At 54.7% G+C, this 26376-nt stretch carries 26 protein-coding genes and 1 pseudogene; 11 read left to right on the top strand and 16 right to left on the bottom strand.

Features of this window, described 5'->3' with window-relative positions; translation table 11 throughout:
* Together RT340_RS10790 and RT340_RS10795 are read left to right on the top strand one after the other, a co-directional pair.
* On the top strand, positions 1–220 hold a 220-nt coding region (locus tag RT340_RS10790), incomplete at its 5' end, for a hypothetical protein (protein ID WP_313375891.1).
* Entirely contained in the window at positions 198–548 is a 351-nt protein-coding gene (locus RT340_RS10795) for a FlxA-like family protein (protein ID WP_058959063.1), read from the top strand. The genes RT340_RS10790 and RT340_RS10795, both read left to right, overlap by 23 nt.
* Here RT340_RS10795 and RT340_RS10800 read toward each other — a convergent pair.
* Positions 545–1465 carry a LysR family transcriptional regulator gene (locus RT340_RS10800; RefSeq protein ID WP_058959064.1) on the bottom strand — a complete coding sequence of 307 codons (921 nt, stop codon included), beginning with the start codon at positions 1463–1465 and terminating at the stop codon, positions 545–547. The genes RT340_RS10795 and RT340_RS10800 overlap by 4 nt on opposite strands.
* Positions 1466–1564: 99 nt before the next feature.
* Here RT340_RS10800 and RT340_RS10805 point away from each other — a divergent pair, with 99 nt between their 5' ends.
* Complete coding sequence (locus RT340_RS10805; RefSeq protein WP_097118552.1) at positions 1565–2566, top strand: bile acid:sodium symporter family protein; 1002 nt, start codon at positions 1565–1567, stop codon at positions 2564–2566.
* A 30-nt stretch (positions 2567–2596) separates the two neighbouring features.
* On the opposite strand, the gene RT340_RS10810 is transcribed toward RT340_RS10805, so the two are convergent.
* The 3 genes from RT340_RS10810 to zipA all read right to left on the bottom strand — a co-directional run bounded on the left by RT340_RS10810 (position 2597) and on the right by zipA (position 5900).
* Positions 2597–2815: a DUF3820 family protein gene (locus RT340_RS10810; RefSeq protein ID WP_038645584.1), complete on the bottom strand. Its 219-nt coding sequence runs from the start codon at positions 2813–2815 to the stop codon at positions 2597–2599.
* 1 nt (position 2816) lies between these two features.
* The gene (gene ligA / locus RT340_RS10815) at positions 2817–4835 is read right to left on the bottom strand and encodes an NAD-dependent DNA ligase LigA (RefSeq protein ID WP_211728280.1); all 2019 of its coding nucleotides are present in this window, start codon (positions 4833–4835) and stop codon (positions 2817–2819) included.
* Between the two features lie 72 nt (positions 4836–4907).
* Positions 4908–5900, bottom strand: a complete 993-nt coding sequence (zipA, locus tag RT340_RS10820) for a cell division protein ZipA (protein WP_313375897.1) — start codon at positions 5898–5900, stop codon at positions 4908–4910.
* A gap of 217 nt (positions 5901–6117) precedes the next feature.
* Here zipA and cysZ point away from each other — a divergent pair, with 217 nt between their 5' ends.
* The 5 genes from cysZ to crr all read left to right on the top strand — a co-directional run bounded on the left by cysZ (position 6118) and on the right by crr (position 11065).
* Positions 6118–6876: a sulfate transporter CysZ gene (gene cysZ, locus RT340_RS10825; RefSeq protein WP_097118555.1), complete on the top strand. Its 759-nt coding sequence runs from the start codon at positions 6118–6120 to the stop codon at positions 6874–6876.
* Between the two features lie 140 nt (positions 6877–7016).
* Positions 7017–7988 (top strand): cysteine synthase A, encoded by a 972-nt coding sequence (cysK, locus tag RT340_RS10830; protein WP_034825880.1) that lies wholly within the window; start codon positions 7017–7019, stop codon positions 7986–7988.
* Between the two features lie 386 nt (positions 7989–8374).
* Positions 8375–8632 (top strand): phosphocarrier protein Hpr, encoded by a 258-nt coding sequence (gene ptsH / locus RT340_RS10835; protein WP_034825876.1) that lies wholly within the window; start codon positions 8375–8377, stop codon positions 8630–8632.
* A 159-nt stretch (positions 8633–8791) separates the two neighbouring features.
* Positions 8792–10519 carry a phosphoenolpyruvate-protein phosphotransferase PtsI gene (gene ptsI, locus RT340_RS10840; RefSeq protein ID WP_034825874.1) on the top strand — a complete coding sequence of 576 codons (1728 nt, stop codon included), beginning with the start codon at positions 8792–8794 and terminating at the stop codon, positions 10517–10519.
* A 42-nt stretch (positions 10520–10561) separates the two neighbouring features.
* Positions 10562–11065 (top strand): PTS glucose transporter subunit IIA, encoded by a 504-nt coding sequence (gene crr / locus RT340_RS10845; protein ID WP_034825872.1) that lies wholly within the window; start codon positions 10562–10564, stop codon positions 11063–11065.
* 399 nt (positions 11066–11464) lie between these two features.
* Here the strand turns inward: crr and RT340_RS10850 are convergent, their stop codons facing one another.
* The 11 genes and pseudogenes from RT340_RS10850 to RT340_RS10900 all read right to left on the bottom strand — a co-directional run bounded on the left by RT340_RS10850 (position 11465) and on the right by RT340_RS10900 (position 21198).
* Positions 11465–12826: an ATP-binding protein gene (locus RT340_RS10850; RefSeq protein ID WP_097118557.1), complete on the bottom strand. Its 1362-nt coding sequence runs from the start codon at positions 12824–12826 to the stop codon at positions 11465–11467.
* Positions 12823–13503 (bottom strand): annotated as a pseudogene (locus tag RT340_RS10855) (response regulator transcription factor). Before RT340_RS10855 ends, RT340_RS10850 begins: the two are co-directional and overlap by 4 nt.
* A gap of 178 nt (positions 13504–13681) precedes the next feature.
* Entirely contained in the window at positions 13682–14563 is an 882-nt protein-coding gene (cysM, locus tag RT340_RS10860) for a cysteine synthase CysM (protein WP_313375902.1), read from the bottom strand.
* Between the two features lie 72 nt (positions 14564–14635).
* The gene (gene cysA, locus RT340_RS10865; RefSeq protein WP_160869742.1) at positions 14636–15724 is read right to left on the bottom strand and encodes a sulfate/thiosulfate ABC transporter ATP-binding protein CysA; all 1089 of its coding nucleotides are present in this window, start codon (positions 15722–15724) and stop codon (positions 14636–14638) included.
* A 4-nt stretch (positions 15725–15728) separates the two neighbouring features.
* Positions 15729–16586, bottom strand: coding sequence for a sulfate/thiosulfate ABC transporter permease CysW (cysW, locus tag RT340_RS10870; protein WP_313375904.1), 858 nt, complete (start codon positions 16584–16586; stop codon positions 15729–15731).
* Positions 16586–17419 carry a sulfate/thiosulfate ABC transporter permease CysT gene (gene cysT / locus RT340_RS10875; protein WP_313375906.1) on the bottom strand — a complete coding sequence of 278 codons (834 nt, stop codon included), beginning with the start codon at positions 17417–17419 and terminating at the stop codon, positions 16586–16588. The genes cysW and cysT overlap by 1 nt, the downstream gene beginning before the upstream one ends.
* Positions 17419–18435, bottom strand: a complete 1017-nt coding sequence (locus RT340_RS10880; protein WP_313375908.1) for a sulfate ABC transporter substrate-binding protein — start codon at positions 18433–18435, stop codon at positions 17419–17421. The genes cysT and RT340_RS10880 overlap by 1 nt, the downstream gene beginning before the upstream one ends.
* 194 nt (positions 18436–18629) lie before the next feature.
* A complete protein-coding gene (locus RT340_RS10885) occupies positions 18630–19526 on the bottom strand; it encodes a Dyp-type peroxidase (RefSeq protein WP_313375910.1) in 897 nt (298 codons plus the stop codon).
* Positions 19527–19622: 96 nt separating this feature from the next.
* On the bottom strand, positions 19623–20243 hold the full coding sequence (locus RT340_RS10890) for an RpoE-regulated lipoprotein (protein WP_097118563.1): 621 nt from the start codon (positions 20241–20243) through the stop codon (positions 19623–19625).
* Positions 20244–20306: 63 nt separating this feature from the next.
* A complete protein-coding gene (locus RT340_RS10895; RefSeq protein ID WP_313375912.1) occupies positions 20307–20765 on the bottom strand; it encodes a DUF2919 domain-containing protein in 459 nt (152 codons plus the stop codon).
* A gap of 7 nt (positions 20766–20772) precedes the next feature.
* Positions 20773–21198, bottom strand: a complete 426-nt coding sequence (locus RT340_RS10900) for a GNAT family acetyltransferase (RefSeq protein WP_034825851.1) — start codon at positions 21196–21198, stop codon at positions 20773–20775.
* 210 nt (positions 21199–21408) lie between these two features.
* Between RT340_RS10900 and amiA the strand changes: the two genes are divergently transcribed.
* Positions 21409–22266, top strand: a complete 858-nt coding sequence (gene amiA / locus RT340_RS10905) for an N-acetylmuramoyl-L-alanine amidase AmiA (protein ID WP_097118565.1) — start codon at positions 21409–21411, stop codon at positions 22264–22266.
* A gap of 47 nt (positions 22267–22313) precedes the next feature.
* Positions 22314–23234, top strand: coding sequence for an oxygen-dependent coproporphyrinogen oxidase (hemF, locus tag RT340_RS10910; RefSeq protein ID WP_313375916.1), 921 nt, complete (start codon positions 22314–22316; stop codon positions 23232–23234).
* 317 nt (positions 23235–23551) lie between these two features.
* Here hemF and maeB read toward each other — a convergent pair whose 3' ends face one another.
* Positions 23552–25831 carry an NADP-dependent oxaloacetate-decarboxylating malate dehydrogenase gene (gene maeB, locus RT340_RS10915; protein ID WP_313375918.1) on the bottom strand — a complete coding sequence of 760 codons (2280 nt, stop codon included), beginning with the start codon at positions 25829–25831 and terminating at the stop codon, positions 23552–23554.
* A gap of 319 nt (positions 25832–26150) precedes the next feature.
* On the opposite strand from maeB, the gene RT340_RS10920 reads away from it, so the two are divergent.
* The coding region (locus tag RT340_RS10920) for a transaldolase family protein (RefSeq protein ID WP_313375920.1) at positions 26151–26376 on the top strand (226 nt) is incomplete at its 3' end.

Consider the following 26376-nt stretch of genomic DNA (forward strand, 5'->3'; position numbering starts at 1 on the left):
GTTGACTTTTAATCAATTGGTCGCAGGTTCGAATCCTGCACGACCCACCAATGTAGAAAGGCGCCCTAAAGGCGCCTTTTTGCTATCTGCTATTTGCCCACCCTCACAAAACCTTTGCAAACACTTAACGCTTTTTGTGCTCAAGCCGTTTTATCCCCTTGCCGATAACGATAATGGTCTATTGCAAGGAGAAAACCATGTCTACTATCTCAAGTGTTAGCAGTGTCAGTACCGCAAGCAGCGGTAGCGGTTCAACGTCAGAAATTGCCAGCCTGAATAAACAGATTCAAAGCATCACCAAAGAAATTAAAGATTTATCCAGTGATGACTCCCTGACAGATGAGCAAAAATCTGAACAGGAACAGATGTTGCAATCGCAGATTCAGATGATTGAAGCGCAGATTGCACAAATCGAGCAGCAGGCAGCAGAAAAAGCACAACAGAAACAAGAAGCACAGCAGCCCACAACGGAAAGTGCCACCAGCGCCCAGAAAGCCGATGGCATTAACCGTCCGACCGAGACCAATCAGATCAACGTTTACGTCTAAAACGCCGGTTTGAGAGCACGTTGTTGCGCCAGCAGGCCTGCTTGTTGGCGCACTTCCTGCCAGATCGCTTCCGCAGCGGGTGTCAGAGAGCGATTTTTGCGTTTAATCAGCATCAGATTTCGATGGATTTCCGGATAGAGGCGTCGCACCGTCAGTTTCCGCCCCGCCGGCAGCGGTAACGCCAGCGCAGGCAAAATGCTGATGCCAATACCGGCTTCCACCATCGGAAACAGCGTGGCGGGATGACCAATTTCCTGCACCACCTGCACCTGAATCGATAACTGCTGCAGCGCCGCATCCACCAGAAGACGACTTCCTGAAGCATAATCCTGCAAAACCAGGTTGCGCCCCGCCAGCATCGTCCATTCCGCTCGCTCGACCTGGGCCAAAACATCATCCGCATGGCACAATAATAAGAACGGCTCCTGCAAAATCGCTTCGTAATCCAGATCGGCATCCCCTAGCGGCCCGATGACAATGCCAAAATCCACCTCCGCATTGCGCACGCTTTGCAGCACTGACTGCTGAGCGCGATCGTGCAGGATGACGCGGATATCCGGATAACGTTGCTGGCTACTCGCCAGACACTGCGGCATTAGATTTGCCGAAGGTGTCTGGCTGGCGGCAACACGTACGGTGCCACTGCGCTGCTCGCCGTAACTGCGCACATCCAGCAGCGTGGTATTTAACTCCTCCAGCAAACGTTCCAGCCGCGATGCCAGTTGGTGCCCCGCTTCCGTCAGCATCACTTCACGTGTGGTGCGGTCCAGCAAACGCACGCCCATTTCCGCTTCCAGCTCTTTGATACTGTGGCTGACCGCCGACTGGCTGAGCCCAATCGCTTGCCCTGCCTGACTAAAACTGCCCTGCTGCGCTACTGCCACAAAGGTGCGTAACTGCCGTAAGGTGTAATTCATCGATATCGCTCATAGATTGATGCAATAAATCAATTTTATTTCTAAACCCAGCTGGCGCACAATCAGCACCATCTTTTTTATTTTAACCGGATTGTAACAATGGGCTTTTTACGACTCGACCCGATGATGGTCAAACTCATCATCACTGTGCTGTTGGCCAGCTTCATCCCGGCCAAAGGCGGGTTTGTCGATTTCTTTGAATACCTGACCACCGCCGCCATCGCCCTGCTGTTCTTTATGCACGGTGCCAAGCTGTCACGCGAGAAAATCATTGCCGGCAGCAGCCACTGGCGTTTGCATCTGTGGATCATGTGCAGCACTTTCGTGGTGTTCCCGATTCTTGGCTTGCTGCTGGTGTGGTGGCATCCGGTGAACGTCGGGCCAGAGATTTATACCGGCTTCATTTATCTGTGTATTCTGCCTGCCACCGTGCAGTCTGCGATTGCCTTCACCTCCATGGCGGGGGGGAACGTGGCGGCTGCGGTCTGTGCCGCTTCGGCATCCAGCCTGCTGGGCGTATTCATCTCGCCGCTGCTAGTGAATCTGGTGATGAACGTCCATAGCGATGCGCCGAGCAACGGTCTGGAGCAGATTGGCAAAATCATGCTGCAACTACTGGTGCCGTTTGTGATTGGTCATATGTCTCGTCGCTGGATTGGCGGCTGGGTGGAGAAGCATCGTAGCCTGATTGGTAAAACTGACCAGACCTCGATTCTGTTAGTGGTTTACTCCGCGTTCAGCGAAGCAGTGGTCAACGGTATCTGGCATCGCGTCGGTGTGGATACGCTGCTGTGGATTCTGGCAGGCAGCGTGCTGATTCTGTTTGTCGCGCTGGCGATTAACCTGGGTGCCTCGCGTCTGTTTGGTTTCAGCCGCGCCGATGAAATCGTGGTGCTGTTCTGTGGTTCGAAAAAGAGTCTCGCTAATGGCGTGCCGATGGCCAATATCCTGTTCCCGGCCAGCTCAGTGGGGATTATCGTGCTGCCACTGATGATCTTCCATCAGGTGCAGTTGATGGTGTGCTCCTTCATCGCCCAGCGCTATAAGGCGGGCAATGAGAAGCGGCTGGCACAGCAGCAAGTCGAAGCACAAAAATCCTAAGCAAACGGCCCGCAATTGCGGGCCGTTTTGTTATTCACTGCGCTTTAGCGGTTTAACTAACCCCTGCAATCCTTCTATTTTAATCGCCAGGGTCAGCTGCATCAGCTCGCCCAGCTTCCCTGCCGGAAATTCGTTTTTACGCGCAAACCACAGCAGATACTCTTCTGGCACATCAATCAGCATACGGCCTTTATACTTGCCGAACGGCATAGCGGTATTGGCAATTTCAACCAGCTGATGTTTGTCCACGTTAAGCTCCCAGTAACCGAATCATTTCCGCTTCATCAATCACCGGAATACCGAGTTCCTGCGCTTTCGCCAGTTTGGAACCGGCCGCTTCGCCAGCAATCAATAAGTCTGTTTTCTTCGACACGCTGCCGCTCACTTTCGCGCCCAGCGCCATCAGTCGCTCTTTGGCATCATCACGGTTCATCTGCGACAGCGAACCGGTCAGCACCACGGTCTTGCCAGCAAATGGACTGTCGATCTCTTCAACATTCACCACTTCCAGCTGCGGCCAATGCACGCCCACCTCTTGGGTGAGTTCGCGGATGACTTCGCGATTGCTCTCTTCTTCCATGAAATTACGCACGTGTGCCGCCACCACTTTACCCACGTCCTGCACCGCAATCAGCGCATCCAGATCGGCGTTCATCACCTTCTCAAGATCGCCAAAATGATTGGCCAGATTGGCCGCAGTGGCTTCACCGACTTCACGAATCCCCAGCGCATACAGGAAGCGAGGCAGCGTGGTGAGTTTCGCTTTTTCGAGCGCATCCACCACATTTTGTGCAGATTTCGGCCCCATGCGATCCAGTCCCGTCAGCTTGCCCGCCGTCAGACGGAACAGATCGGCAGGTGTTTGTACGTACTCTTTTTCGACCAGCTGATCGATAATTTTGTCGCCCATGCCGTCAACATCCATCGCACGACGAGAAACAAAATGTTTGAGCGCCTCTTTACGCTGGGCACCACAAATCAGCCCACCGGTACAACGGGTAACGGCTTCGCCTTCCACGCGCTCGACATCCGAGCCACACACCGGGCAATGGCTGGGGAAGACGATTTCACGGGTATCATCCGGTCGTTCAGATTCCACCACGTTGACCACCTGCGGAATCACATCTCCGGCGCGGCGAATCACCACTTTGTCGCCAATGCGCAGGCCAAGACGCGCAATTTCATCCGCATTGTGCAAGGTGGCATTACTCACCACCACGCCAGCCACCTGCACCGGCTCCAGACGAGCGACTGGCGTAATCGCGCCGGTACGTCCCACCTGAAACTCAACATCGCGCACAAAGGTCATCTGCTCCTGCGCCGGGAATTTGAAGGCCACGGCCCAGCGCGGGGCGCGGGCGACAAAGCCTAATTGTTCCTGCAGTGCCTGCGAATCGACCTTGATGACCACGCCATCAATATCGAATCCGAGTGTCGGGCGATCCTGCTCAACCTGACGATAAAACTCCAGCACCTCTTCCGCGGTATGCGCCAGACGAATACGGTCGCTGACCGGTAAACCCCAGGCTTTAAATTGCTGCAGGCGCTGCCAGTGGCTGGCGGGCATGTCACCGCCTTCCAGCAGGCCGAAACCGTAACAGAAGAAAGTCAGAGAACGTTTAGCGGTAATGCGCGGATCGAGCTGACGTAGCGATCCCGCCGCAGCGTTGCGCGGGTTGGCAAACACTTTCGCGCCGGTGCGACGTGCATCCTCATTGAGTTTCTCGAAGCCCGCTTCGGTCATAAAGACCTCACCGCGAACTTCAACACGCGCAGGAATATTGTCGCCGTGCAGGCGCAGTGGAATAGCATGGATGGTGCGCACGTTGGCGGTGATATTCTCACCCGTGGTGCCATCACCGCGTGTCGCCGCACGCACCAGCAGTCCATCTTCATACAACAGACTGACCGCCAGGCCATCCAGCTTAAGCTCGCAACAGTAGGTCAGATCGTCGCTGCTTTTCAGGCGATCCTGGACGCGCTTATTGAAGGCAAGGAATCCGGCTTCATCGAAAGTGTTGTCGAGTGACAGCATCGGCACCTCGTGGCGCACCTGTTCGAAGGCGGCCAGCGGTGCTGCTCCCACGCGCTGAGTCGGCGAATCCGGGGTAATGAGATCGGGATGTGCCGCTTCCAGTTCACGCAATTGCTGCATCAGTCGGTCATATTCTGCATCCGGAATTTCCGGCGTATCCATCACGTGATAGAGGTACTCATGGTGACGTAACGAGGTGCGCAGCGCGGTGATCTGCTCCTGAACCGATTTCATAGTGTTTTATCCGATAAAAAACCCCCGACATGCGGGGGTTGTTTCGTTAATATTTGATTTTGCTCGCGGCTATCAGCCGATAACTTCGCGAATACGCGCTTTATAAGTTTCCAGCTTCTGTGGCGTCATCATGCGACGCTCATCATCCAGCACAACCCCGCCGACATCGTCCGCAATACGCTGGGCAGATTGCAGCATGAGCTTAAAGTTTTGGTTCGCATCGCCATACGACGGCACCATCATAAAGATGGAGATACCTGGCGTGCTGAAATCGCCCATAGTGTCGGGATTAAAGGACCCCGGTTTCACCATGTTCGCCAGACTGAACAACACAGGACCGCTGCCCGCTGGGCTCAGGTGACGATGGAAAATATTCATCTCACCAAACTGGAAGCCCGCTTGCAAAATACCTTGCAACAGAGCTTCACCGTTCAGTTCACCGCCGGCGTGGGCGGCAACATGCAGCACCAGTACCGCTTCATTTTTTCTCTGGGTAGAAGCAGCAGACTGTTTTGGTTCATCGTGTGCAATCGGCGCTTCTTCTTCGTATTCGGGCTCTTCAGCGGCCTGGAACTCAGGCGCAGGCTGCGTGGCAGAAAGTGGCTCGTTATCCAGTAAGGGATCGGCCTGAACGGAGTGAGGCTGCGGTTGTGGCTGCGGCGCAGGTTTAACCACCGGCGGTTGTGGCGCAGGTGCAGGCTGGCGCACTTCCGGCTCATCATCCAGCAGCGGATCACCCATCAATGGGGTTTCATGACGCGGGAATGGCTGACGCGCAGGTTCAGGCGCACGTGGCGCGCTGACAGGCTTAGTCACAGGTGCGTCGAATTCGGGTTCGACATGCGCGTCACGATTGCGACGGACACGCACTTCGCCGACACCATCATCATCTTCTTCGCTCAGCAGATCTTCATCCGCTTCTTCGCGCTGTTTCAGACGTTTGTGCGGGCGATCGCGAAACACGGAAGAGCGCTCTTTACGGCTGGTCCACAGTCCGTGAAGTAGCAACGCTATTATGGCGATCGCGCCAACAACGATTAATATCAGACGCAAATCCTGCATCATTGTATTCTCTGTTGTTCCAATACCTTGCCACCACGGCAAACTTTATCCTCTAACTGTATTTGCCCAGCTAAACAAGTGCAAGTCTGTGCAGTATTTTCTGACAAATAAGATAGCTGCCCCACGCTTTTTTGCTGATTTTTCGCGCAAAGTGCGCCTGCCACCGACAAAAAGCCAGGTTATGATGTTCGCGCCGCCACATAAAGGAGAAAGGCTCGCTATGCCCGTTGAGAAATCGCCCTCATCATTAAATGGTATTCATTACTTTGCCGAAGGCTGGAGACTGGTACGTCTGCCTGGCATTCGTCGTTACGTCATTATTCCTCTGCTGGTGAACATTTTGCTGCTAGGAGGCGCCTTTATCTGGCTGTTTCAACGGCTCGGAGAGTGGATTCCGGCCTTGATGTCGCACATCCCTGATTGGCTACAGTGGCTCAGTTATTTGCTGTGGCCGCTTTCCGTCATATCGATTGTGCTGGTATTCAGCTACTTCTTCTCCACCATCGCGAACTGGATTGCCGCCCCCTTTTGTGGATTGCTGGCTGAGCAACTGGAAGGTCGCCTCACCGGTCACCCGCTGCCGGATAGCGGTTGGATGGCGATGGTTAATGATATCCCGCGCATCATGAAGCGCGAATTACAGAAGCTTGGCTACTATTTACCGCGTGCACTGGGACTGCTGCTGCTTTACTTTATCCCCGGTTTTGGACAAACGGTGGCACCGGTATTATGGTTTCTGTTTAGCGCTTGGATGCTGTCGGTGCAGTACTGCGACTATCCGTTTGATAACCACAAAGTGAGTTTTCAGCAGATGCGTAGTGCGTTACGTCAGCATAAAACGGCGAACATGCAATTTGGCGCGCTGGTCAGTTTGTTCACCATGATTCCGATTCTGAACCTGGCTATCATGCCGGTGGCCGTATGTGGCGCGACTGCGATGTGGGTTGATCGCTACCGCCTACAGCATGCACGTCACTAAAGCTTCAAAAAGCCTTATGCATTTTTGCGTAAGGCTTATGGTTGTGGGCTATATAGATATGCGATTTCTTTCCTTCCGCACACCGGAAGAACAGGTATGCTCTGAGGGTTCCCAATATTTCATACAGTTAAGGACGAGCTATGAGTAAGATCTATGAAGACAACTCTCTGACAATTGGTCATACGCCGCTGGTTCGACTGAACCGCATCGGTAATGGACGCATCCTGGCGAAGGTCGAATCGCGTAACCCGAGCTTCAGCGTCAAATGCCGTATCGGTGCCAATATGATTTGGGACGCAGAAAAACGCGGAATCTTAAAGCCGGGCGTTGAACTGGTTGAGCCAACCAGCGGTAACACCGGTATTGCACTGGCTTACGTGGCCGCCGCTCGCGGTTACAAACTCACGCTGACCATGCCAGAGACCATGTCTGTTGAACGTCGCAAGCTGCTGAAAGCACTGGGCGCGAATCTGGTGCTGACCGAAGGCGCAAAAGGTATGAAAGGTGCCATTGCTAAAGCCGAGGAAATCGTTGCCAGCGATCCGGATAAATTTGTGCTGCTGCAGCAGTTCAGCAATCCGGCTAACCCGGAGATCCATGAGAAAACCACCGGCCCGGAAATCTGGGAAGACACCGACGGTGAAGTGGATGTGTTCATTGCGGGCGTGGGCACCGGCGGCACGCTGACAGGCGTGAGCCGTTACATCAAGAACACCAAAGGCAAAAAAGACTTAATCACCGTCGCGGTAGAGCCGACTGACTCTCCGGTCATCGCTCAGGCTATCGCGGGTGAAGAGATCAAGCCGGGTCCACACAAAATTCAGGGTATCGGCGCAGGTTTCATTCCTGGCAACCTTGACCTGAAACTGGTTGATCGGGTCGTTGCGATTACCAACGAAGAAGCCATCAGCACCGCACGTCAGCTGATGGAAGAAGAAGGCATTCTGGCCGGTATCTCTTCAGGTGCGGCAGTGGCTGCAGCACTGAAGCTGCAGGAAGACGAAGCATTCGCCAATAAGAATATCGTGGTGATCCTGCCCTCCTCTGGCGAGCGCTATTTAAGCACCGCCCTGTTTGCCGATCTGTTCACTGAAAAAGAGCTGCAGCAGTAACCGCCATAGTCTGAAAACGATGAAAAAAGCACCCGAATGGGTGCTTTTTTGTGGCGCAGATCTCACTTTTATCACCAGACAGATTGATTTCAATGACACGGCTCTGGTATTTAAGCTCCCAATTATTTCGGTGCCTGAAATTAATCTGGCTTTGAAGTGGATCAAGCTGAATGGAATTACTGATTTGGCGAAACGGCGAATCACGGCATACTTAGCAAGGTGACCTTTTCGCACAGTTTTTGATCTGCTGCTGAAAGACGCACATTACTAAGCGCATTTTTTGGTCAGCTTAATGCCACACCAGCGCACCTATACAGGCTAAAGTGACGGCTCCAGGCTAGACTTTAGATCCATAACACCAAACCTGATAAAGTTGGGGAAATAGAATGTTCCAGCAAGAAGTTACCATTACCGCACCTAACGGCCTTCATACCCGTCCTGCAGCTCAGTTCGTGAAAGAAGCTAAGGCTTTCCAGTCAGACATCACTGTGACCTCTAATGGCAAATCTGCCAGCGCGAAAAGCCTGTTCAAACTGCAGACTCTGGGTCTGACTCAGGGTACGGTTGTTACGCTGTCTGCTGAAGGTGAAGATGAGCAGCAAGCGGTTGAGCACCTGGTGAAACTGATGGCTGAGCTGGAGTAATTCCGCTCAGGCAAGCAACTAAACCGACTCCTTTGCCCCATTGAGTGCAAATATCTTGATCGCGGACAACCTGTCCGCGTTCTTGCTTCCTTAGAGTACTGTTCCGCGACAGTGGCAACGCATTGGGTCAATGAGCCATCGTGATTAAAAGGTAGGGTTATGATTTCAGGCATTTTAGCATCACCGGGTATCGCTTTCGGCAAAGCACTTCTGCTGAAGGAAGATGAGATCGTCATCAGCCGTAAAAAAATTACTGACGATCAGGTTGAGCAAGAAGTTCAACGCTTCCTTGATGGACGTGGCAAAGCGGCAGTACAGCTCGAAGCCATCCGTGTCAAAGCCGGTGAAACCCTCGGTGAAGAGAAAGCGGCGATCTTTGAAGGTCACATCATGCTGCTCGAAGACGAAGAGCTTGAGCAGGAAATCATCGACCTGATTAAGAAAGATCACGCAACGGCTGACGCTGCGGCGTACTCTGTCATTGATGGCCAGGCCAAGGCGTTGGAAGAACTCGACGACGAATACCTGAAAGAGCGTGCGGCTGACGTGCGTGACATCGGTAAGCGTCTGCTGCAAAACATCCTCGGTCTGCATATTGTCGACCTGGGTGCTATCGCAGAAGAATCTATTCTGGTGGCGAAAGATTTAACGCCGTCAGAAACCGCACAGCTGAACCTGAAGAAGGTGCTGGGCTTTATCACCGATATCGGTGGCCGTACTTCGCATACGTCCATCATGGCGCGTTCTCTGGAGATCCCAGCGATTGTCGGTACCGGTAACGTCACCACGCAAATCAAAAACGGTGACTTCCTGATCCTCGATGGCGTGAATAACAAGATTTACGTTAATCCTACCGATGCAGAACAAGAAGAATTGAAAGCGATTCAGACGCAATACCTGTCTGAAAAGCACGAACTGGCGAAACTGAAAGATCTGCCCGCTATCACGCTGGACGGCCATCAGGTGGAAGTGTGCGCCAACATTGGTACCGTGCGCGATGTCGCTGGTGCAGAGCGCAACGGTGCGGAAGGCGTGGGCCTGTATCGTACCGAGTTCCTGTTTATGGACCGTGACTCGCTGCCAACCGAAGAAGAGCAATTCCAGGCGTATAAAGCGGTAGCGGAAGCCATGGGCTCTCAGGCCGTCATCGTGCGTACCATGGACATCGGCGGCGATAAAGACCTGCCGTACATGAACCTGCCGAAAGAGGACAACCCGTTCCTCGGCTGGCGTGCGATTCGTATCGCCATGGACCGCAAAGAGATTCTGCATGCTCAGCTGCGCGCTATCCTGCGTGCCTCTTCCTTCGGCAAACTGCGCATCATGTTCCCGATGATCATTTCGGTGGAAGAAGTGCGTGCGCTGAAGGCCGAGCTGGAGCTGCTGAAAACCCAGTTGCGTGAAGAAGGCAAAGCCTTTGATGAGACCATTGAAGTGGGCATTATGGTGGAAACACCGGCTTCAGCGGTGATTGCGCGTCATCTGGCGAAAGAAGTCGACTTCTTTAGTATTGGGACAAATGACCTGACGCAGTATACTCTGGCGGTCGATCGTGGTAATGATTTGATTTCACACCTCTATAACCCAATGACGCCATCTGTTTTGGGCCTCATTAAGCAAGTGATCGACGCATCACATGCCGAAGGGAAATGGACCGGCATGTGTGGTGAGCTGGCTGGTGATGAACGTGCTACACTACTGTTACTGGGAATGGGGCTGGACGAATTCAGCATGAGTGCCATTTCAATCCCGAGCATCAAGAAGATTATTCGTAATACTAATTTCGAAGATGCGAAGGCATTGGCGGAGCAGGCTCTGGCTCAACCCACAGCGGAAGATTTAATGAACCTGGTGAACAAGTTCATTAAAGAAAAAACGCTCTGCTGATCCACGAGACGCTGGCCCCAAATTACTGCTTAGGAGAAGATCATGGGTTTGTTTTCTAAACTTTTTGGCGAAAAATCAGAGAGCGCGTCAGGGACTATTGATATCGTTGCGCCTCTGTCAGGCGAAATCGTGAATATCGAAGACGTACCTGATGTGGTATTTGCTGAGAAAATCGTGGGTGATGGTATCGCCATTAAACCGACTGGCAACAAAATGGTTGCACCGGTTGATGGTACCATTGGCAAGATTTTTGAGACCAACCACGCCTTTTCAATCGAATCTGACAACGGCATCGAGCTGTTCGTCCACTTCGGTATCGATACGGTTGAACTGAAAGGTGAAGGCTTTAAACGCATCGCCGAAGAAGGCCAGAAAGTGAAAAAAGGCGACGTGGTGATCGAGTTTGATCTGCCACTGCTGGAAGAGAAAGCAAAATCTACGCTGACGCCGGTTGTGATCTCGAACATGGACGAAATCAAAGATCTGATCAAACTCTCCGGTCAGGTAACTGTGGGTGAAACCCCGGTTATCCGCATCAAGAAGTAAGCAGCGTCTGGATAGTAAAAACGGCACCCAATGGGTGCCGTTTTTGTTTGTGTGGCTGGCTGGAACTGCAGGGTGCGGTGGCGTTAGGGATGGTGCAGTGGCGTTAGGGCTAGTGCGGTCGGTCAGGACGACCGGGCAGATCGCAAAGACGGCATAAACCATCCCTGGGCCTCGGCCCTCGCCATCCATGGCGAGGGACGCTTTGCTCCTCTGCCCGGTCGTCCTGCCCTACTCCACACAGTGCGTGCTGCTTTTTACTGCGTTAGATGCACGGCTTAGTGCGAATAGGTTCGTAGTATGAGTCGCAATGCATTGCGCGCTTGCCTGTGCTAACCGGACTGCATGGGCGCGCTACTATGGATTCACAAGAACGCGGTTAGATTGTGAGCGCTTAAACCTTCAGTCTTGCTTCCAGCGTGGCAATCGTAACGTTAGCTCTAAGCCACCTTCAGGGCGATTGACCGCCTGTACCTCACCGTGGTGCGCCAGAATCACCTTACGCACGATGGAGAGCCCTAAGCCGTATCCTTTGCCCATCAGTGGCGAATTAACGCGTACGAAGGGATCGAAGATGCTGGAAAGCTTTTCGTCGTCAACGCCCGGGCCCTGATCGCGCACGCGAATCGCCAGCCATTGATTCTCCGCCTGTAGCCTCACGCTGATATGCTGGCCTTTGTGCGAGAAGCGCAACGCATTACGCAGGACGTTCTCTACACCACGGCGAATCAACTCGGCATTGCCGTGCACGGTGTAGTCGGCGTTCTCATCGACCTGAAAGTCGACTTTTACGCCCGGAATCTGTGCCTCATAGCGCACGTCCGTGACCACCGCGTGCAGCAGGCCAGTGAGATCGAAATACTGCTCACCCGGCATACTTTCATGTTCCGCACGCGATAGCGTCAGCAATTCGCCAATCATCTTGTCGAGACGACGCGCTTCTTCATCGATGCGGTTCAGAGAGGATTCCACTGATTCCGGCGTTTGCCGCGCCAGACCGGTTGCCAGTTGCAGGCGCGCCAGCGGTGAACGCAGTTCGTGGGAGATGTCGTGCAGTAATTCCTCGCGCGCCTTCACCAGCGTATCCAGGCGCTCCACCATGGCATCAAAGTCTTGCGCCACGCTGGAGAGTTCATCATGACGACGACGCATGACCGGATAGAGTCGCACCGACAAATCGCCGCTGGATACGCGGGCAAAGCCTTCACGCAGCTGGCGCATTGGGCGCGTCAGGTTCCAGGCCAGTAATAAGCTGAACAGTAATCCTAGCGCCCCGGCAAAGGTGAACATCGGCTCTGGGATGTTGAGGATACGTCGCGGGCCACCGCCACCCATCGAACTATCCTCGCGCAATCCTTTAACGTCGTAACGCAACTCGTACTCTTTGCCATCCTGCCCTTTCACCCAACGGACGATGATATCCGGGAACGGACCATGGAAGGGTTCACTGAAGGTTTCCGGCGGCGCATTGCCGGGCGTAGCGGCAGGTTTATCATGCTGGATGACTGAGAAGAACTGGCGGTCGTTGGGTTCCCAATCGGCCATCATGTCATCCAGTGAACTCGGTCCGCCGCGCTCCAAGACAGAAACTGCGGACGCCATCTGTAAATTCACAATACGACGGATAGCCACAATTTCGGGTGGTTCGTGACGATTACCGGAAAGCGTAAAACCAAGCCACAGCAGCTGGCTGATGATGACAAATACAATCCAGAAGCCCAGTAAGATCTTCCAGAACATGCGGCCGCGGTAGCTGTGTTTCATCGAATGCGATAACCAATACTGCGCACAGTTTCAATGTTGATGCTGTCGGCGGTGAGCGCGGCCAGCTTCTGGCGGATATTGCTGATGTGCACATCCACGCTGCGATCGTAAGCTTCACGCGGACGACCGAGCCCTTTTTCTGACAATTCGTCCTTCGACACCACGCGATCGGGCGCACGCAGCAGCAGATCCAGCAGGTTGAATTCTGACGCGGTCAGATCAAAGGCTTTGCCCTGCCATTCGGTGATGCGCGTGGCCGGATTCAGGCTCAGCTCACCCCAGCGCAGCAGTTCGTTTTTGTCCTGAACCGGTGCCTGATCTTCTGAACGACGCACTACGGCACGCAGACGCGCCACCAGCTAACGCGGGTAGCATGGTTTTGGCACATAATCATCCGCACCCATTTCCAGGCCGATAACGCGATCGATGTTGTCGCCTTTGGCGGTTAACATAATCACCGGCAAACGGCTGTTCTGGCGCACCTGACGCAGCACATCAATACCGCTCATATCCGGCAGCATAATGTCGAGAATCATCGCGGTATAGTTGCCCGACAGCGCCCCTTCAATCCCGGCGGTTCCGGTTAAAACCAGTTGCGTTTCAAAGCCTTCCGCAATCAGGTACTGGCTCAGCATGGTGCCAAGTTCTACATCGTCATCAACAAGCAGAATTTTCATCTTTATCTCTCGTACAAAATTGCCGCTATTTTGGCCTGAGTTGGCAATGAGCGCAGCCGATTTTACTCGATCCTTACAGTGCCAACACCAGAGGATTATCAGGGAGACTATAGACAAAAATGGCCCGGTCGCACCACAACAGCACGCGCAGGCCAGATAAAATGCGGGGAAGAGAAGATCAGTGGAACACGCCGGTGGAGAGATAGCGGTCACCGCGATCGCAAACTATCGCCACCACGACACTGCCGGGATGGGCATTAGCGATGCGCAGCGCACCGGCCACCGCGCCACCGGAACTCACGCCGCAGAAAATCCCTTCACGTTGCGCTAACGCACGCATGGTTTCCTCGGCTTCCCGCTGTGCCATATCGATGACCTCATCCACTAATTCAGGACGGAAAATCCCCGGCAGATAAGCCTCGGGCCAGCGACGAATACCCGGAATACTGCTGCCCTCCTGCGGCTGTAAACCAATGACTTTCACCGCTGGCGCAAACTCTTTCAGATAGCGACCGACGCCAGTGATAGTGCCCGTCGTGCCCATACTGGAGACAAAATGGGTCATGCGGCCCTGCGTCTGCTGCCAGATTTCCGGGCCGGTGGTGAGATAGTGGCCTAGGGGATTGTCGGGATTATTGAACTGATCCAACACCCTGCCCTCACCGCGATCGGCCATCTCTTGCGCTAAATCGCGTGCGCCTTCCATGCCCTGTTCGCGCGTCACCAGAATCAATTCCGCGCCGTAGGCACGCATCGCGTCCTGCCGCTCCTGGCTCATGTTATCCGGCATCAGCAGGCGCAATTTGTAGCCTTTCATCGCCGCGATCATCGCCAGGGCGATGCCAGTATTCCCACTGGTGGCTTCAATCAGCGTATCGCCGGGTTGAATGTCACCGCGCTGTTCCGCCTGATGAATCATCGACCAGGCCGCACGATCTTTTACCGAACCGGCCGGATTATTGCCTTCCAGCTTTAACCAGATTTCACTGCCGTTATCGGGCGTCAGGCGTTGCAGCCTGATCAACGGCGTATTACCGATGGTATTTTCCAGTATGGTCACGGTTTGATTCCAGACAGAAGAGAGGCAAATAAATCGGGCGGGAAAGTCCCGCCCGAAGGAGTGTCAAAAATATCAGGCGCTTTCGGCAAAGGCAACCGGACGCAGCGGCGTCGTGCCGTTGTACAGTCGTGCCTGCTGCAGGCCAACAAACAGGCGTTCGCCGCGAATCGGAGCGGTGTGATCGCCGTCATAGACCACGGAGAAGACCTCACCCTGCCAGCCGCTTGGCTGCACCACTAATTGCCAGAAGTGGCCACGTGGACTGATCTCCAGCACTTGCACCGGCAACGGGGTTTCGAGGCTGCTCTGACGTGAGATATCGACTTCCCACGGACGCAGGAACAGCTCAACTTCGCCCTGATGCGCGGGCGTATAGCCCAGCGGCCAGCGATGCGCCCCCACATGGAACTGTGAACCGTGTACCTCACCGTCGAAGCGATTCACTTCGCCGAGGAACTCCAGCACAAAGCGGGTGGCCGGTTCCTGCCACACTTCATCCGGCGTGCCGACCTGTTCGATATTGCCCTGACTCATCACCACCACGCTGTCTGCGACTTCCATCGCCTCTTCCTGGTCATGCGTCACAAACACGCTGGTGAATTTCAACTCTTCATGCAACTGACGCAGCCAGCGACGCAGCTCTTTACGCACCTGCGCATCCAGCGCGCCGAAAGGTTCATCCAGCAACAAGATCTGCGGTTCCACTGCCAGCGCACGCGCCAATGCCACGCGCTGCTTCTGTCCACCCGAAAGCTGCGCCGGGAAACGATTAGCGAGATGAGCCAGCTGCACCATTTCCAGCAGGCGCGTCACACGCTGTTTGATTTCAGCGGCGGATGGGCGCTCACGGCGCGGCAACACGGTTAAACCAAAGGCGATGTTATCGAACACGGTCATATGGCGGAACAGCGCATAGTGCTGGAACACGAAGCCGACCTGACGATCGCGCGCGTGAATACGGCTGACATCTTTACCGTGGAAATGAATCTGCCCGCTGTTCTGATGCTCCAGACCCGCGATGATGCGCAGCAGCGTGGTTTTGCCCGAGCCCGACGGCCCCAGCAGCGCCACCATTTTGCCGGTAGGAATATCCAGAGAGATATCGTTTAGCACCGGCGTACGGCCGAACGCTTTGTTAATGTGTTTAATCTCAATGCTCATGATTTTACTCCTGTTGGCGCTTCTGCTGATGCTCTAATCGCCACTGCACCACGCTTTTCAGAAACAGCGTCAAAATGGCCATCAGGGTTAACAACGCAGCCGCGGTAAAGGCGCCAACCGTGTTGTAATCCTGATGCAGTAATTCAACCTGAAGCGGTAAGGTATAGGTCTCACCGCGAATCGATCCCGAGACCACCGAGACCGCACCAAACTCGCCAATGGCACGGGCGTTGGTGAGCACCACGCCGTACATCAGCGCCCAGCGAATGTTCGGCAGCGTCACGCGGCGGAACATCTGCCAGCCCGATGCGCCTAACAGCACCGCGGCTTCATCTTCATTGCTGCCCTGGCTCAACATCACCGGCACCAGTTCGCGCACCACAAACGGACAGGTCACGAAGATAGTGGCCAGCACCATACCCGGCCAGGCAAACATGATCTGAATGTTGTGCGCGTCCAGCCAACCACCCGCCGGGCCGTTGATGCCCCAGAACAGCAGATACATCAGCCCCGCCACCACCGGTGACACGGCAAAAGGAATATCAAACAGCGTCAGCAGCAGTTGGCGGCCAGGGAAAGTAAAGCGCGTTACCAGCCATGCCAGCAGCGTACCGAACACCAGATTGACCGGCACGGTAATCAGCGCCACCAGAATCGTCAGCCAGATGGCGTGCAGCATGTCACCATCTTTTAAATTAGAGAGCGAGGCAATAACCCCCTGGCTCAGGGCTTCCCAAAAGATGGAGATCATCGGGACCACCAGCAGCAGGAAAGAGACCAGCGCGCCCACGCCAATCAGCAGCCATTTCCCCCAGTTCACCGGCTGACGCTCAGCGTGATTAATCTGCGAAATCTCCGCCATTAGTGGCCTCCTAAGCGACGGCCAAAGCGGCTCTGCAAGGTGTTAATCGCGAACAGCAACAGCAGCGAAGCGGCCATGATGACCGAGGCGATAGCACTGGCCGCCGGATAATCAAACTCTTGCAGGCGAACAAAAATCATCAGCGAGGTGACTTCGGTTTTCCACGCGATGTTACCCGCAATAAAGATAACCGCACCAAACTCACCCAGGCTGCGCGTGAAGGATAACGCCGTGCCCGCTAACAGCGCGGGCGCCACCTCTGGCAGCACCACACGGCGGAAGCTCTGCCACGGTGTCGCACCCAGCGTTTCAGCCGCTTCTTCATATTCCGGGCCTAACTCTTCCAGCACTGGTTGCACGGTGCGCACCACAAACGGGATGCTGGTGAAGGCCATCGCCACCGCAATGCCTAGCCAGGTGTAAGAGACTTTAATATCGAAATGAGCCAGCCATTGACCATACCAACCACTCACCGAGAACAACCCCGCCAGCGTCAGACCGGCAACGGCGGTAGGCAATGCAAACGGCAGATCCATTAAGCCATCCAGCAACGCGCGGCCGGGGAAGCGGTAACGGGTCAGAATCCATGCCATTAACATGCCAAAGAACGCATTGAAGATGGACGCCACGCCCGCTGACAACAGCGTGACTTTATACGCCGCAATCAGCTGCGGATTGCTAACCACATCCCAATACTTTGCCAGTGTCATGTTGGACAGTTGCATCAGCAGTGCGCTGATCGGCAACAGCAGGATCAGGCAGGTAAACAGCAGGCTGGTGCCGAGGCTGAGACCGAACCCTGGCAGCACGCGCTTTTGCGCTAAAGCAAACATCAACCGCGCCCCGCTGCCAGTAATTTATCCAGCTCACCGCCGCTGGCAAAATGGGTTTTCATCACGTTATCCCAGCCACCAAAGGCATCCTGCACATTAAACAGCGCGGTCTGCGGGAAGCGGTCTTTCTGTTCCGCCATCATCTGTGGATTGTTCACGCGATAATAGAAACCGGTAATGATTTTCTGCGCCTCAGGGGAATAGAGGAAATTCAGATAGGCTTTGGCCGCGTCAGCGGTGCCGTTGTGCTCGACGTTTTTGTCGACCCACGCCACCGGAAACTCCGCCAGAATATTGGTCTTAGGCACGATGACTTCGTAGTCATCTTTGCTGTACTGATTGCGGATGTTGTTCACTTCCGATTCGAAGCTGATCAGCACATCCCCTAAACCGCGTTCGGCGAAGGTGGTCGTCGCGCCACGGCCGCCGGTATCAAACACCTCGACGTTTTTCAGGAATTTCGTCATAAAGGCTTCGGTTTTGGCTTTGTCTTTACCATCCGCCTGGTCGGCTGCGCCCCAGGCGGCCAGATAGGTATAACGGCCATTACCGGAGGTTTTTGGATTCGGGAATACCAGCTTCACGTTGTCTCGTGCCAGATCCGACCAATCATGGATCTGCTTAGGGTTCCCTTTGCGTACCAGAAAAGCCATGGTGGAGTAAAACGGTGAGCTGTTGTTCGGCAGACGGGCTTGCCAGTCGGCTGGAATCAGGTTGCCTTTATCATGCAGCACCTGCACATCCGTCACCTGGTTGTAAGTCACCACGTCCGCGCGCAGGCCCTGCAAGATAGCCAGTGCCTGTTTTGATGACCCGGCATGCGATTGTTTAATCGTCAGCTTGTCAGTGGGGTGCGCAGCATTCCACTGCTGCTCAAACGGCGCATTCAGGGCAACAAACAGCTCGCGCGAGACATCATAAGAGCTGTTCAACAACTCTGTTGCCTGCGCTGCACCGGCTAACGCCAGTGACAAGGCGATTCCGCTCATCCATTTTTTCGCAATCGGAAGTGTCATGCTGCACCCTGCTCGTCGGCGAAATCGCCAATGCCATTAGATGCTGTCAGTGTATTTATAACTCAGGGCAAACCAGTAACGGTTTTATATATCGTTTGGGGATTTCAAAGTCTAAAAAGGCATAAGACGGCGGGAGAGATTATGCAACAGACGGGATTCGTGGTGAGCGGCACGCAAGGCCGCTCACTGGCGTATTACAGCGCTTGCAGGGCATCCAGTGCAGGCGCAAAGAAGTAGCTGCCCGTTACCGGCTTAGTGAAGCGCAGCATCGCATCCTTTTTGCCGTCACGCTCGCCGAACATGCTCAGCAGTTGCTGCTCAATGTTAAACAAGCGGTTGCAGTACGAGATGAAATATAGGCCATGAGTGCCGCTGGCCGAACCATACGGCAGGCTCTGGCGCAGAATCTTCAGCCCTTTGCCCTCTTCTTTCAAATCAACGCGGCTGAGATGCGAGGTGGCGGGACGTTGATCGCCCGGCAACTCTTCATTATCCACTTTGGTGCGACCAATAATCGCTTCCTGCTTTTCCACTGCCATACGATTCCACAGTTTGAGATTGTGCTCCCAGCGCTGAGTGAAAACATAGCTGCCACCGGCATCCGGGCCTTCAGCAATAATTGCCACCTGCTGACGCGCCTCGCCTTGCGGGTTTTCCGTGCCATCAACAAAGCCGGAAAGATCGCGCTCTTCCACCCAGCGGAAGCCGTGGGTCTCTTCTTCAATATTCACGGCGTCAGCAAAGGCCGCTAATGCCGCCTGTGCCAGCGAGAAATTCACCTCATGACGCAGAGATTGGATATGGATAAGCAGATCGCGTTGCGTGGCGGGTGCAATGCCTTTGCCCAATGGGGAGAAGGCTTTCAATTCTGGCGCTGAATCCGCACCTTGCAGATCGCGCCACAGCGCATCGCCAAAGGCGATCACCGCGCCCAGTCCGGCATCGGCAAATTTCTGTTGCAGCGCATCGAGTTGTTGCAGGAAGGTTTTGCTCCCCTGGCGGACAGCATCGAGATCGCCCGAAATACGAGCTTCTAGCCAAATGGCGAAACGGCGGTGTTCCAACAGGATCCCGCTCTGGAATTGAGGCATTGCACTGCTCTCCGGCATGAAAGTTAGGACGATTTTTCGCCCATATCATACCGGAAAGCCACACAGTGATTGTGCGTTAACGCAATTATTTTTTGCTTAGCGCTGCCAGACGATTTTGCTGATTTTCCAGCTTTTCAAGGTGTCGTCAGCCGGCATCAATCCCTCTGGTCCATGCCCTTCGCCGCTGTAGACATAAGAGATGTGCTGACTGCCCGGAGCACGGCACTCAACATCGCGCGCATCTAATCCGGTAGTGAGTTTGCAGTTGTCGAAGGCTTTGCTGAATTTGGCGCTAAACAGATCGCCAATCTTGCTGCCGTCTGCACTCTTTGCATCGGCATCCATCACTTCAACGCGTTCAACGCTGCTCTGGCCGTTGATCACCAGTTTCACTTTGCCATCTTCCAGCGCCTGCCAGAAATCAACCACCTGGCCATTCTGCGTGCGCATGCCCTGACGCAGCTGATAATCATTGTTCAGCGCTTTACCGATCGCCGCTTCTGACATCGGGGTGGTGCTGCTTAAGCCTGCCACGCCTTGTTCGGTCACGGTTAGCGAGCCGCCAAACCAGTTCATTGGATTGAGTGCCGACCAGTGATAACTCAGCGGATTATACCAATGGCTTTCGCTCGCGCTGGAGGCGGTAGAGGAACCTGAACTGGCGCAACCTGCCAGCATCATGGCGCTAACCAGCAGTGCGGGACGAACAACTTTCATGAATGCTCCTTGATCTCTTGTGCCGATTGGCGTGCCTGTTGGAGTCGCAAACCGGCAAAAAGTTTATTCGATGTGATGTTCCGGCAGAAAACAGTCGCGCAGGCGCTGATGGGTTTGCAGCCAAATCAACGCCAGCAGATCAAACAGCGTTAAAAGTAACGGCCACGGAGAGTCCGGAAAAGCGCCCTGTATCAGCCCGTAGCCTTGTGACAACAGACTGATCAATAACGACACACTCAGCACCTGCCGCCAACTCTGCCACAGTCGCGGCCAGCGTTGGCGATAGCCGGTCAGCAGCAAACCCGCTGCCGCCGGAATGCCCAGCGCCAATCCAATCCAAAAGCTCTGACGATCGGGATAGAACAGCGCCAGCAGATCGTTACCCTGCTGACGGGACACGCCCGCCATCACCAGTAACAGCCAGGTGCGCGCCTGCAATAACAGAATCGGCCAGAAAAGAAACGGCAGCCGTAGCTGCCCTTTTGCATCGTATTCATCTGGCAAATATTTCAGCCCCATCATCGGCGGCTTAATATTCGCGGTCTTCGATTAAACGTTTACCCAGCAACACCGAATCCACCGGCTCGTAATCGAGTTTCTCGTAGAAGGCGAGCACCTGGTCATTTTCTTCGCGCACCATCAGATTGATCTTCGGACAGCCACGCGCAATTAACTTTTTCTCCAGACGATTCATCAGCGCATTAGCAAATCCGCGCCCCTGATAATCGGGATGCACCGCCAGATAGTAGACCGATCCGCGATGGCCATCGTAACCGCCCATCACCGTGCCGACCACTTCACCGCCGACTTCCGCCACCAGAAAAAGCTCCGGATCGTGGTTCATTTTACGTTCGATATCCAGTTCCGGATCGTTCCACGGACGTAACAGATCGCAACGCTCCCAGAGCGTGATCACTTCTTCAAAATCTTCCTGGCGGAATGAGCGGATTTCCATCGGCGTTACCCTGCTATTAAGCACAATTCGCTGATTATCACGCATTCTTTGCCAGGCGCAACCCTCCCGCCGCGCAACGGTGGAAAAAAACGGCTAAATTGCTGTTAGTAACGTGTAATACAAAGTAATGCGCTGAAATGGTTGTGAAGTCGCCGCAAGGCAGTTGTTACGATATAACACTGGGCAGGATTTTCTGTCAGGGACCCCATTATGAGTAAAATTTCACTGCTGAAGCGGCTGACCAATCGCCGCCAGTTGATTCTCTCTGGCCTGGCGCTGGCGGTGCTGTCACCGCGCGCGGTGATGGCGAAAGAAGAGAGCGCTGATTTGCGTGTTAGCAAAGGTCACACGCCGCCGAAGCCGGCCACTAACGGCAAACGCATCGTGATGATCGATCCGGGCCACGGCGGCATTGATTCGGGCGCGGTGGGCGAAGAAGGCTCGGAAGAGAAGCACATCGTACTGGCAATCGCCAACACCGTGCGTACGCTGTTGCAAAATCACCCTAAAGTGGAAGTGCGACTGACGCGAGAAAGCGATCACTTTATCCCGCTGTATCAACGCGTGGAGATCGCGCATCAGCACGGCGCCAATCTTTTTATGTCGATCCACGCCGACGGCTACACTAGCCCGGATGCCAACGGCGCGTCGGTATTCGCCCTGTCGAATCGCGGCGCCAGTAGTGCCATGGCGCGCTATATGTCACAGCGTGAAAACGATGCCGATAAGGTCGGTGGCGCGGCAGTGCAGGAGAAAGATAACTACCTGAACCAGATTCTGTTCGATCTGGTGCAAACGGACACCATCCGCAATAGTCTGACGCTGGGCAAACACGTCCTGGATCAAATTCGCCCAGTGCATCATCTGCACAGCCAGCACACCGAGCAGGCGGCGTTTGCGGTGTTGAAGTCGCCCTCAATTCCGTCAGTGCTGGTCGAAACTTCCTTTATTACCAACCCGCGTGAGGAGCAACTGCTGGGTACCACCGCCTTCCGCCAGAAGATCGCCAGCGCGATTGCCGACGGCATCGTCAATTACTTCAACGAGTACGATCGTCGCCAGGCGTAGCTTTTTCCTGTGGTAGAATCGCGGCAAATTTCCGGAACGAGTGACTCATGAGCAATCCCGATATTTCCCGCGTCAAAGCGTTTTTATTGACGCTACAGGATGAAATTTGCGCCCAGCTGGCCGCTGCCGATGGTACAGCGACCTTCGCCGAAGATGACTGGCAGCGCCCAGGCGGCGGCGGCGGACGCAGTCGCGTACTACGCAACGGCGCGGTGTTTGAGCAGGCAGGCGTGAATTTTTCCCACGTATACGGTGATCAGATGCCCGCCTCTGCCACCGCACATCGCCCTGAACTGGCCGGCCGCAGTTTTGAAGCGATGGGCGTGTCACTCGTCGTCCACCCGGAAAATCCGTACATCCCCACCAGTCACGCCAACGTGCGTTTCTTCATTGCTGAGAAGCCGGGTGCCGATCCAGTATGGTGGTTCGGCGGCGGTTTCGATCTCACGCCGTATTACGGTTTCGAAGAGGATGCGCTGCACTGGCATCAAACCGCGTTTGACCTGTGCCAGCCGTTTGGTGAAGACGTCTATCCGCGCTACAAAAAATGGTGTGACGACTATTTCCACCTCAAGCATCGTAATGAACAGCGCGGCATCGGCGGGCTGTTTTACGATGACCTGAATACGCCAGACTTTGATCACTGCTTCGATTTTATGCAGGCAGTGGGCAAGGGTTATCTGGATGCCTATTTACCGATTGTCGCGAAGCGCAAGGCGCTGCCATGGGGCGATCGCGAACGTCAGTTCCAGCTCTATCGTCGTGGACGCTATGTTGAATTCAACCTGGTGTGGGATCGCGGCACGCTGTTCGGCCTGCAAACCGGCGGCCGCACCGAATCGATTTTGATGTCGATGCCGCCACTGGTGCGCTGGGAATATGATTACCAAACCGAAGCCGGCACGCCGGAAGCAGCGCTCTACAGTGATTTCTTGCCGGTGAAGGATTGGCTGGGATTGGGTGAATAGTTCTTTTGCAGGAAAGCACAAATGTTGATGGCCTTAGCCCCTCTGCTGCTGCAAGGGCTATCCGCAGCGCTGAGGCTTTTACGTTGGGCCAGGAGATCCACGCAGGGATGCGTGGATCAGTTCGGGGCCGGCCAGGGATGGTCGATCCCCGAACGGTCCGTCGGCACGACGTGGAAGCCGAGGGCACCGCGTTAGCGGCGCGAGGACTGCCCGGCAGCAGCAGAGGGGCTAAGGCCCACACCAACACCCTCCTGGCCATTAGCCCTTCGCCCTCAGCCCTCAGCCTTTAGCCTTTAGCCTTTAACCACGTCATCACCTCACAACGGCTCGGTCTGCGCCTCCACTACCGCTAACGCCACCATATTCACAATGCGCCGAACCGATGCAATCCGCGTCAATACATGCACCGGCTTGCTGATCCCCATCAACACCGGCCCCACCGTCACGCCTTCCGAGCACGACACGCGCAACAGGTTATAACTAATACGCGCCGCTTCCACGTTCGGCATAATCAGCAAATTAGCCGTGCCTTTCAGCGGGCTGTCGGGCATCAGTTCACGTCGGATACTCTCCACCAACGCCGCATCGCCGTGCATCTCACCATCAATCTCCAGTTCTGGCGCACGGCTCTGAATCAGCGCTAATGCATCGCGCATCTTGCGTGCGCCCGGTGCATTGGACGTGCCAAAGCTGGAGTGAGACAGCAACGCCACGCGTGGTTCGATACCAAAACGACGCACCGTTTCGGCCGCCAGCAATGTGATATCCGCCAGCTGTTCCGCACTCGGATCTTCATTCACATAAGTATCCGCAATAAAAGTATTCCCGCTCGGCAGCAGCAGCGCGTTCATTGCCCCAGCGACCTTCACGTCGTCGCGGAAACCAAACACCTTCTCCACCACATCGTAATGCTCGCGGTAATCGCCGATGGTGCCGCAAATTAACGCGTCAGCCTCGCCACGATGCACCATGATCGCGCCGATCAAGGTTGGATTACCGATCACCGCGCGCTGCGCGGTTTCAGGCGTCACACCGCGCCGTTTCATGATCTGGTAATACTCGTTCCAGTATTCTTTAAAGCGCGGGTCGGACTCGTTGTTGACGATCTCAAAATCTTTACCCGCTTCAATTTTTAATCCTTGCTTCTGAATACGCATCGCAATCACGTTTGGACGACCAATCAGAATCGGCTTCGCCAGCCCCAGTGATACCAGCTCCTGCGTCGCATGCAGCACGCGCACCTCCTCCCCTTCGGCCATCACCACGCGTTTCGGATCTTTGCGTGCCTGCGAGAAAATCGGCTTCATAAACAGGTTGGTTTTATACACAAATTCGGTGAGCTGCTCGCGATAGGCATCAAAGTCAGCGATGGGCCGCGTCGCCACGCCGGACTCCATCGCCGCTTTCGCCACAGCAGGCGCGATCTGCACAATCAAACGCGGATCGAACGGTTTCGGGATCAGATATTCCGGTCCAAAACTCAGATCCTGATCATCATAGGCGGAGGCCACCACATCGCTCTGCTCGGCCTGCGCTAAGGCCGCAATCGCATGCACCGCCGCCAGTTTCATCTCTTCGTTAATTGCCGTGGCACCCACATCCAGCGCCCCGCGGAAAATAAACGGGAAACACAGCACGTTGTTCACCTGATTGGGGAAATCTGAACGTCCGGTGCAGATAATCGCATCCGGCCGTACCTCTTTGGCCAGCGGCGGCATGATCTCCGGTTCGGGATTGGCGAGCGCCAGAATGAGTGGATTGGGTGCCATTTTCTTCACCATCTCTGGCGTCATCGCTTTCGGACCCGAGCAGCCGAGGAAGATGTCCGCACCGGCAATCACCTCATCCAGCGTACGCGCGCCTTTATCTTCTATGGCGTACTCGGCTTTGGTCGGCGTCATATTGGGTTCACGATCGCGGTAAATCACCCCTTTAGAATCACACACCACAATGTTGTGCTTCTGCATGCCGAGCGCCACCAGCAAATTCAGGCAAGCAATGGCTGATGCGCCCGCCCCAGACACCACCAGCCGCACATCTGAGATGGCCTTTTTCACGATGGTCAAACCGTTTAGCACCGCCGCAGTACAGATAATCGCGGTCCCGTGCTGATCATCGTGAAACACCGGAATCTTCATGCGCTCACGCAATTTCTGCTCAATGTAAAAGCACTCAGGCGCTTTGATATCTTCAAGGTTGATGCCGCCAAAGGTCGGCTCCAGCGCGGCGATTACCTCAATCAACTTATCCGGGTCCAGCTCATCCACTTCGATATCGAACACATCAATGCCGGCGAATTTCTTGAACAATACTCCTTTGCCTTCCATCACCGGCTTACCGGCCAGCGCACCGATATTGCCGAGACCGAGCACTGCCGTGCCGTTCGAAATCACCGCCACCAGATTGCCGCGTGCGGTGTATTTGTGCGCCGCCAGCGGATCGGCAGCAATCTCCAGGCAAGGTGCCGCCACGCCCGGCGAATAGGCCAGTGCTAAATCACGCTGCGTCGCCAGCGGTTTGGTGGGGGAAACCTGAATTTTTCCGGGAGTGGGATATTGGTGGAAATCGAGCGCACTTTGCTTGAGTTGATCGTCCATTTGGCATCCTTTGGCACGGCTGAAAAACCACCAGTATAGGAATCTGCGGCACAAAAGAGGGTGAAGGCGCTCAAAGAACGAGGGCACAGATTGCCACGGCTTCGCCTGCGGCTTTGGCGCAGCCTGCTATTCTTAATGTTGGCAAAACACGTAGCTGAACCGATCAGGCACCCCCTTCCGTGACAGATGCCCTTCAGCGCCACAATCAGAGAAAACGCATTTTCTTCGTGCAACGTCTGTAGCACTGTGTTGAGCCACGACTCAACAGGAAAGGGCACGACTCGTTTGCCCACATTATTGCTAATCAAGGAGTTAAGCGATGAACCAGCTAGATGCATTGAAACAGTTCACCACCGTGGTGGCGGACAGCGGCGACATCGAATCCATTCGCCATTACCACCCGGAAGACGCGACCACCAACCCTTCGTTGATCCTGAAAGCTGCCGGTCTCGATGCTTATAAACATCTGATTGATGACGCTATCGACTATGCGAAAAAACAGGGCGGCAGCAAAGAGACGCAAATCATCAACGCCAGTGACAAAG

The organism is Pantoea sp. CTOTU50773, from assembly GCF_032082325.1.
In the GTDB taxonomy this organism is placed as follows: Bacteria; Pseudomonadota; Gammaproteobacteria; order Enterobacterales; family Enterobacteriaceae; genus Pantoea; species Pantoea communis.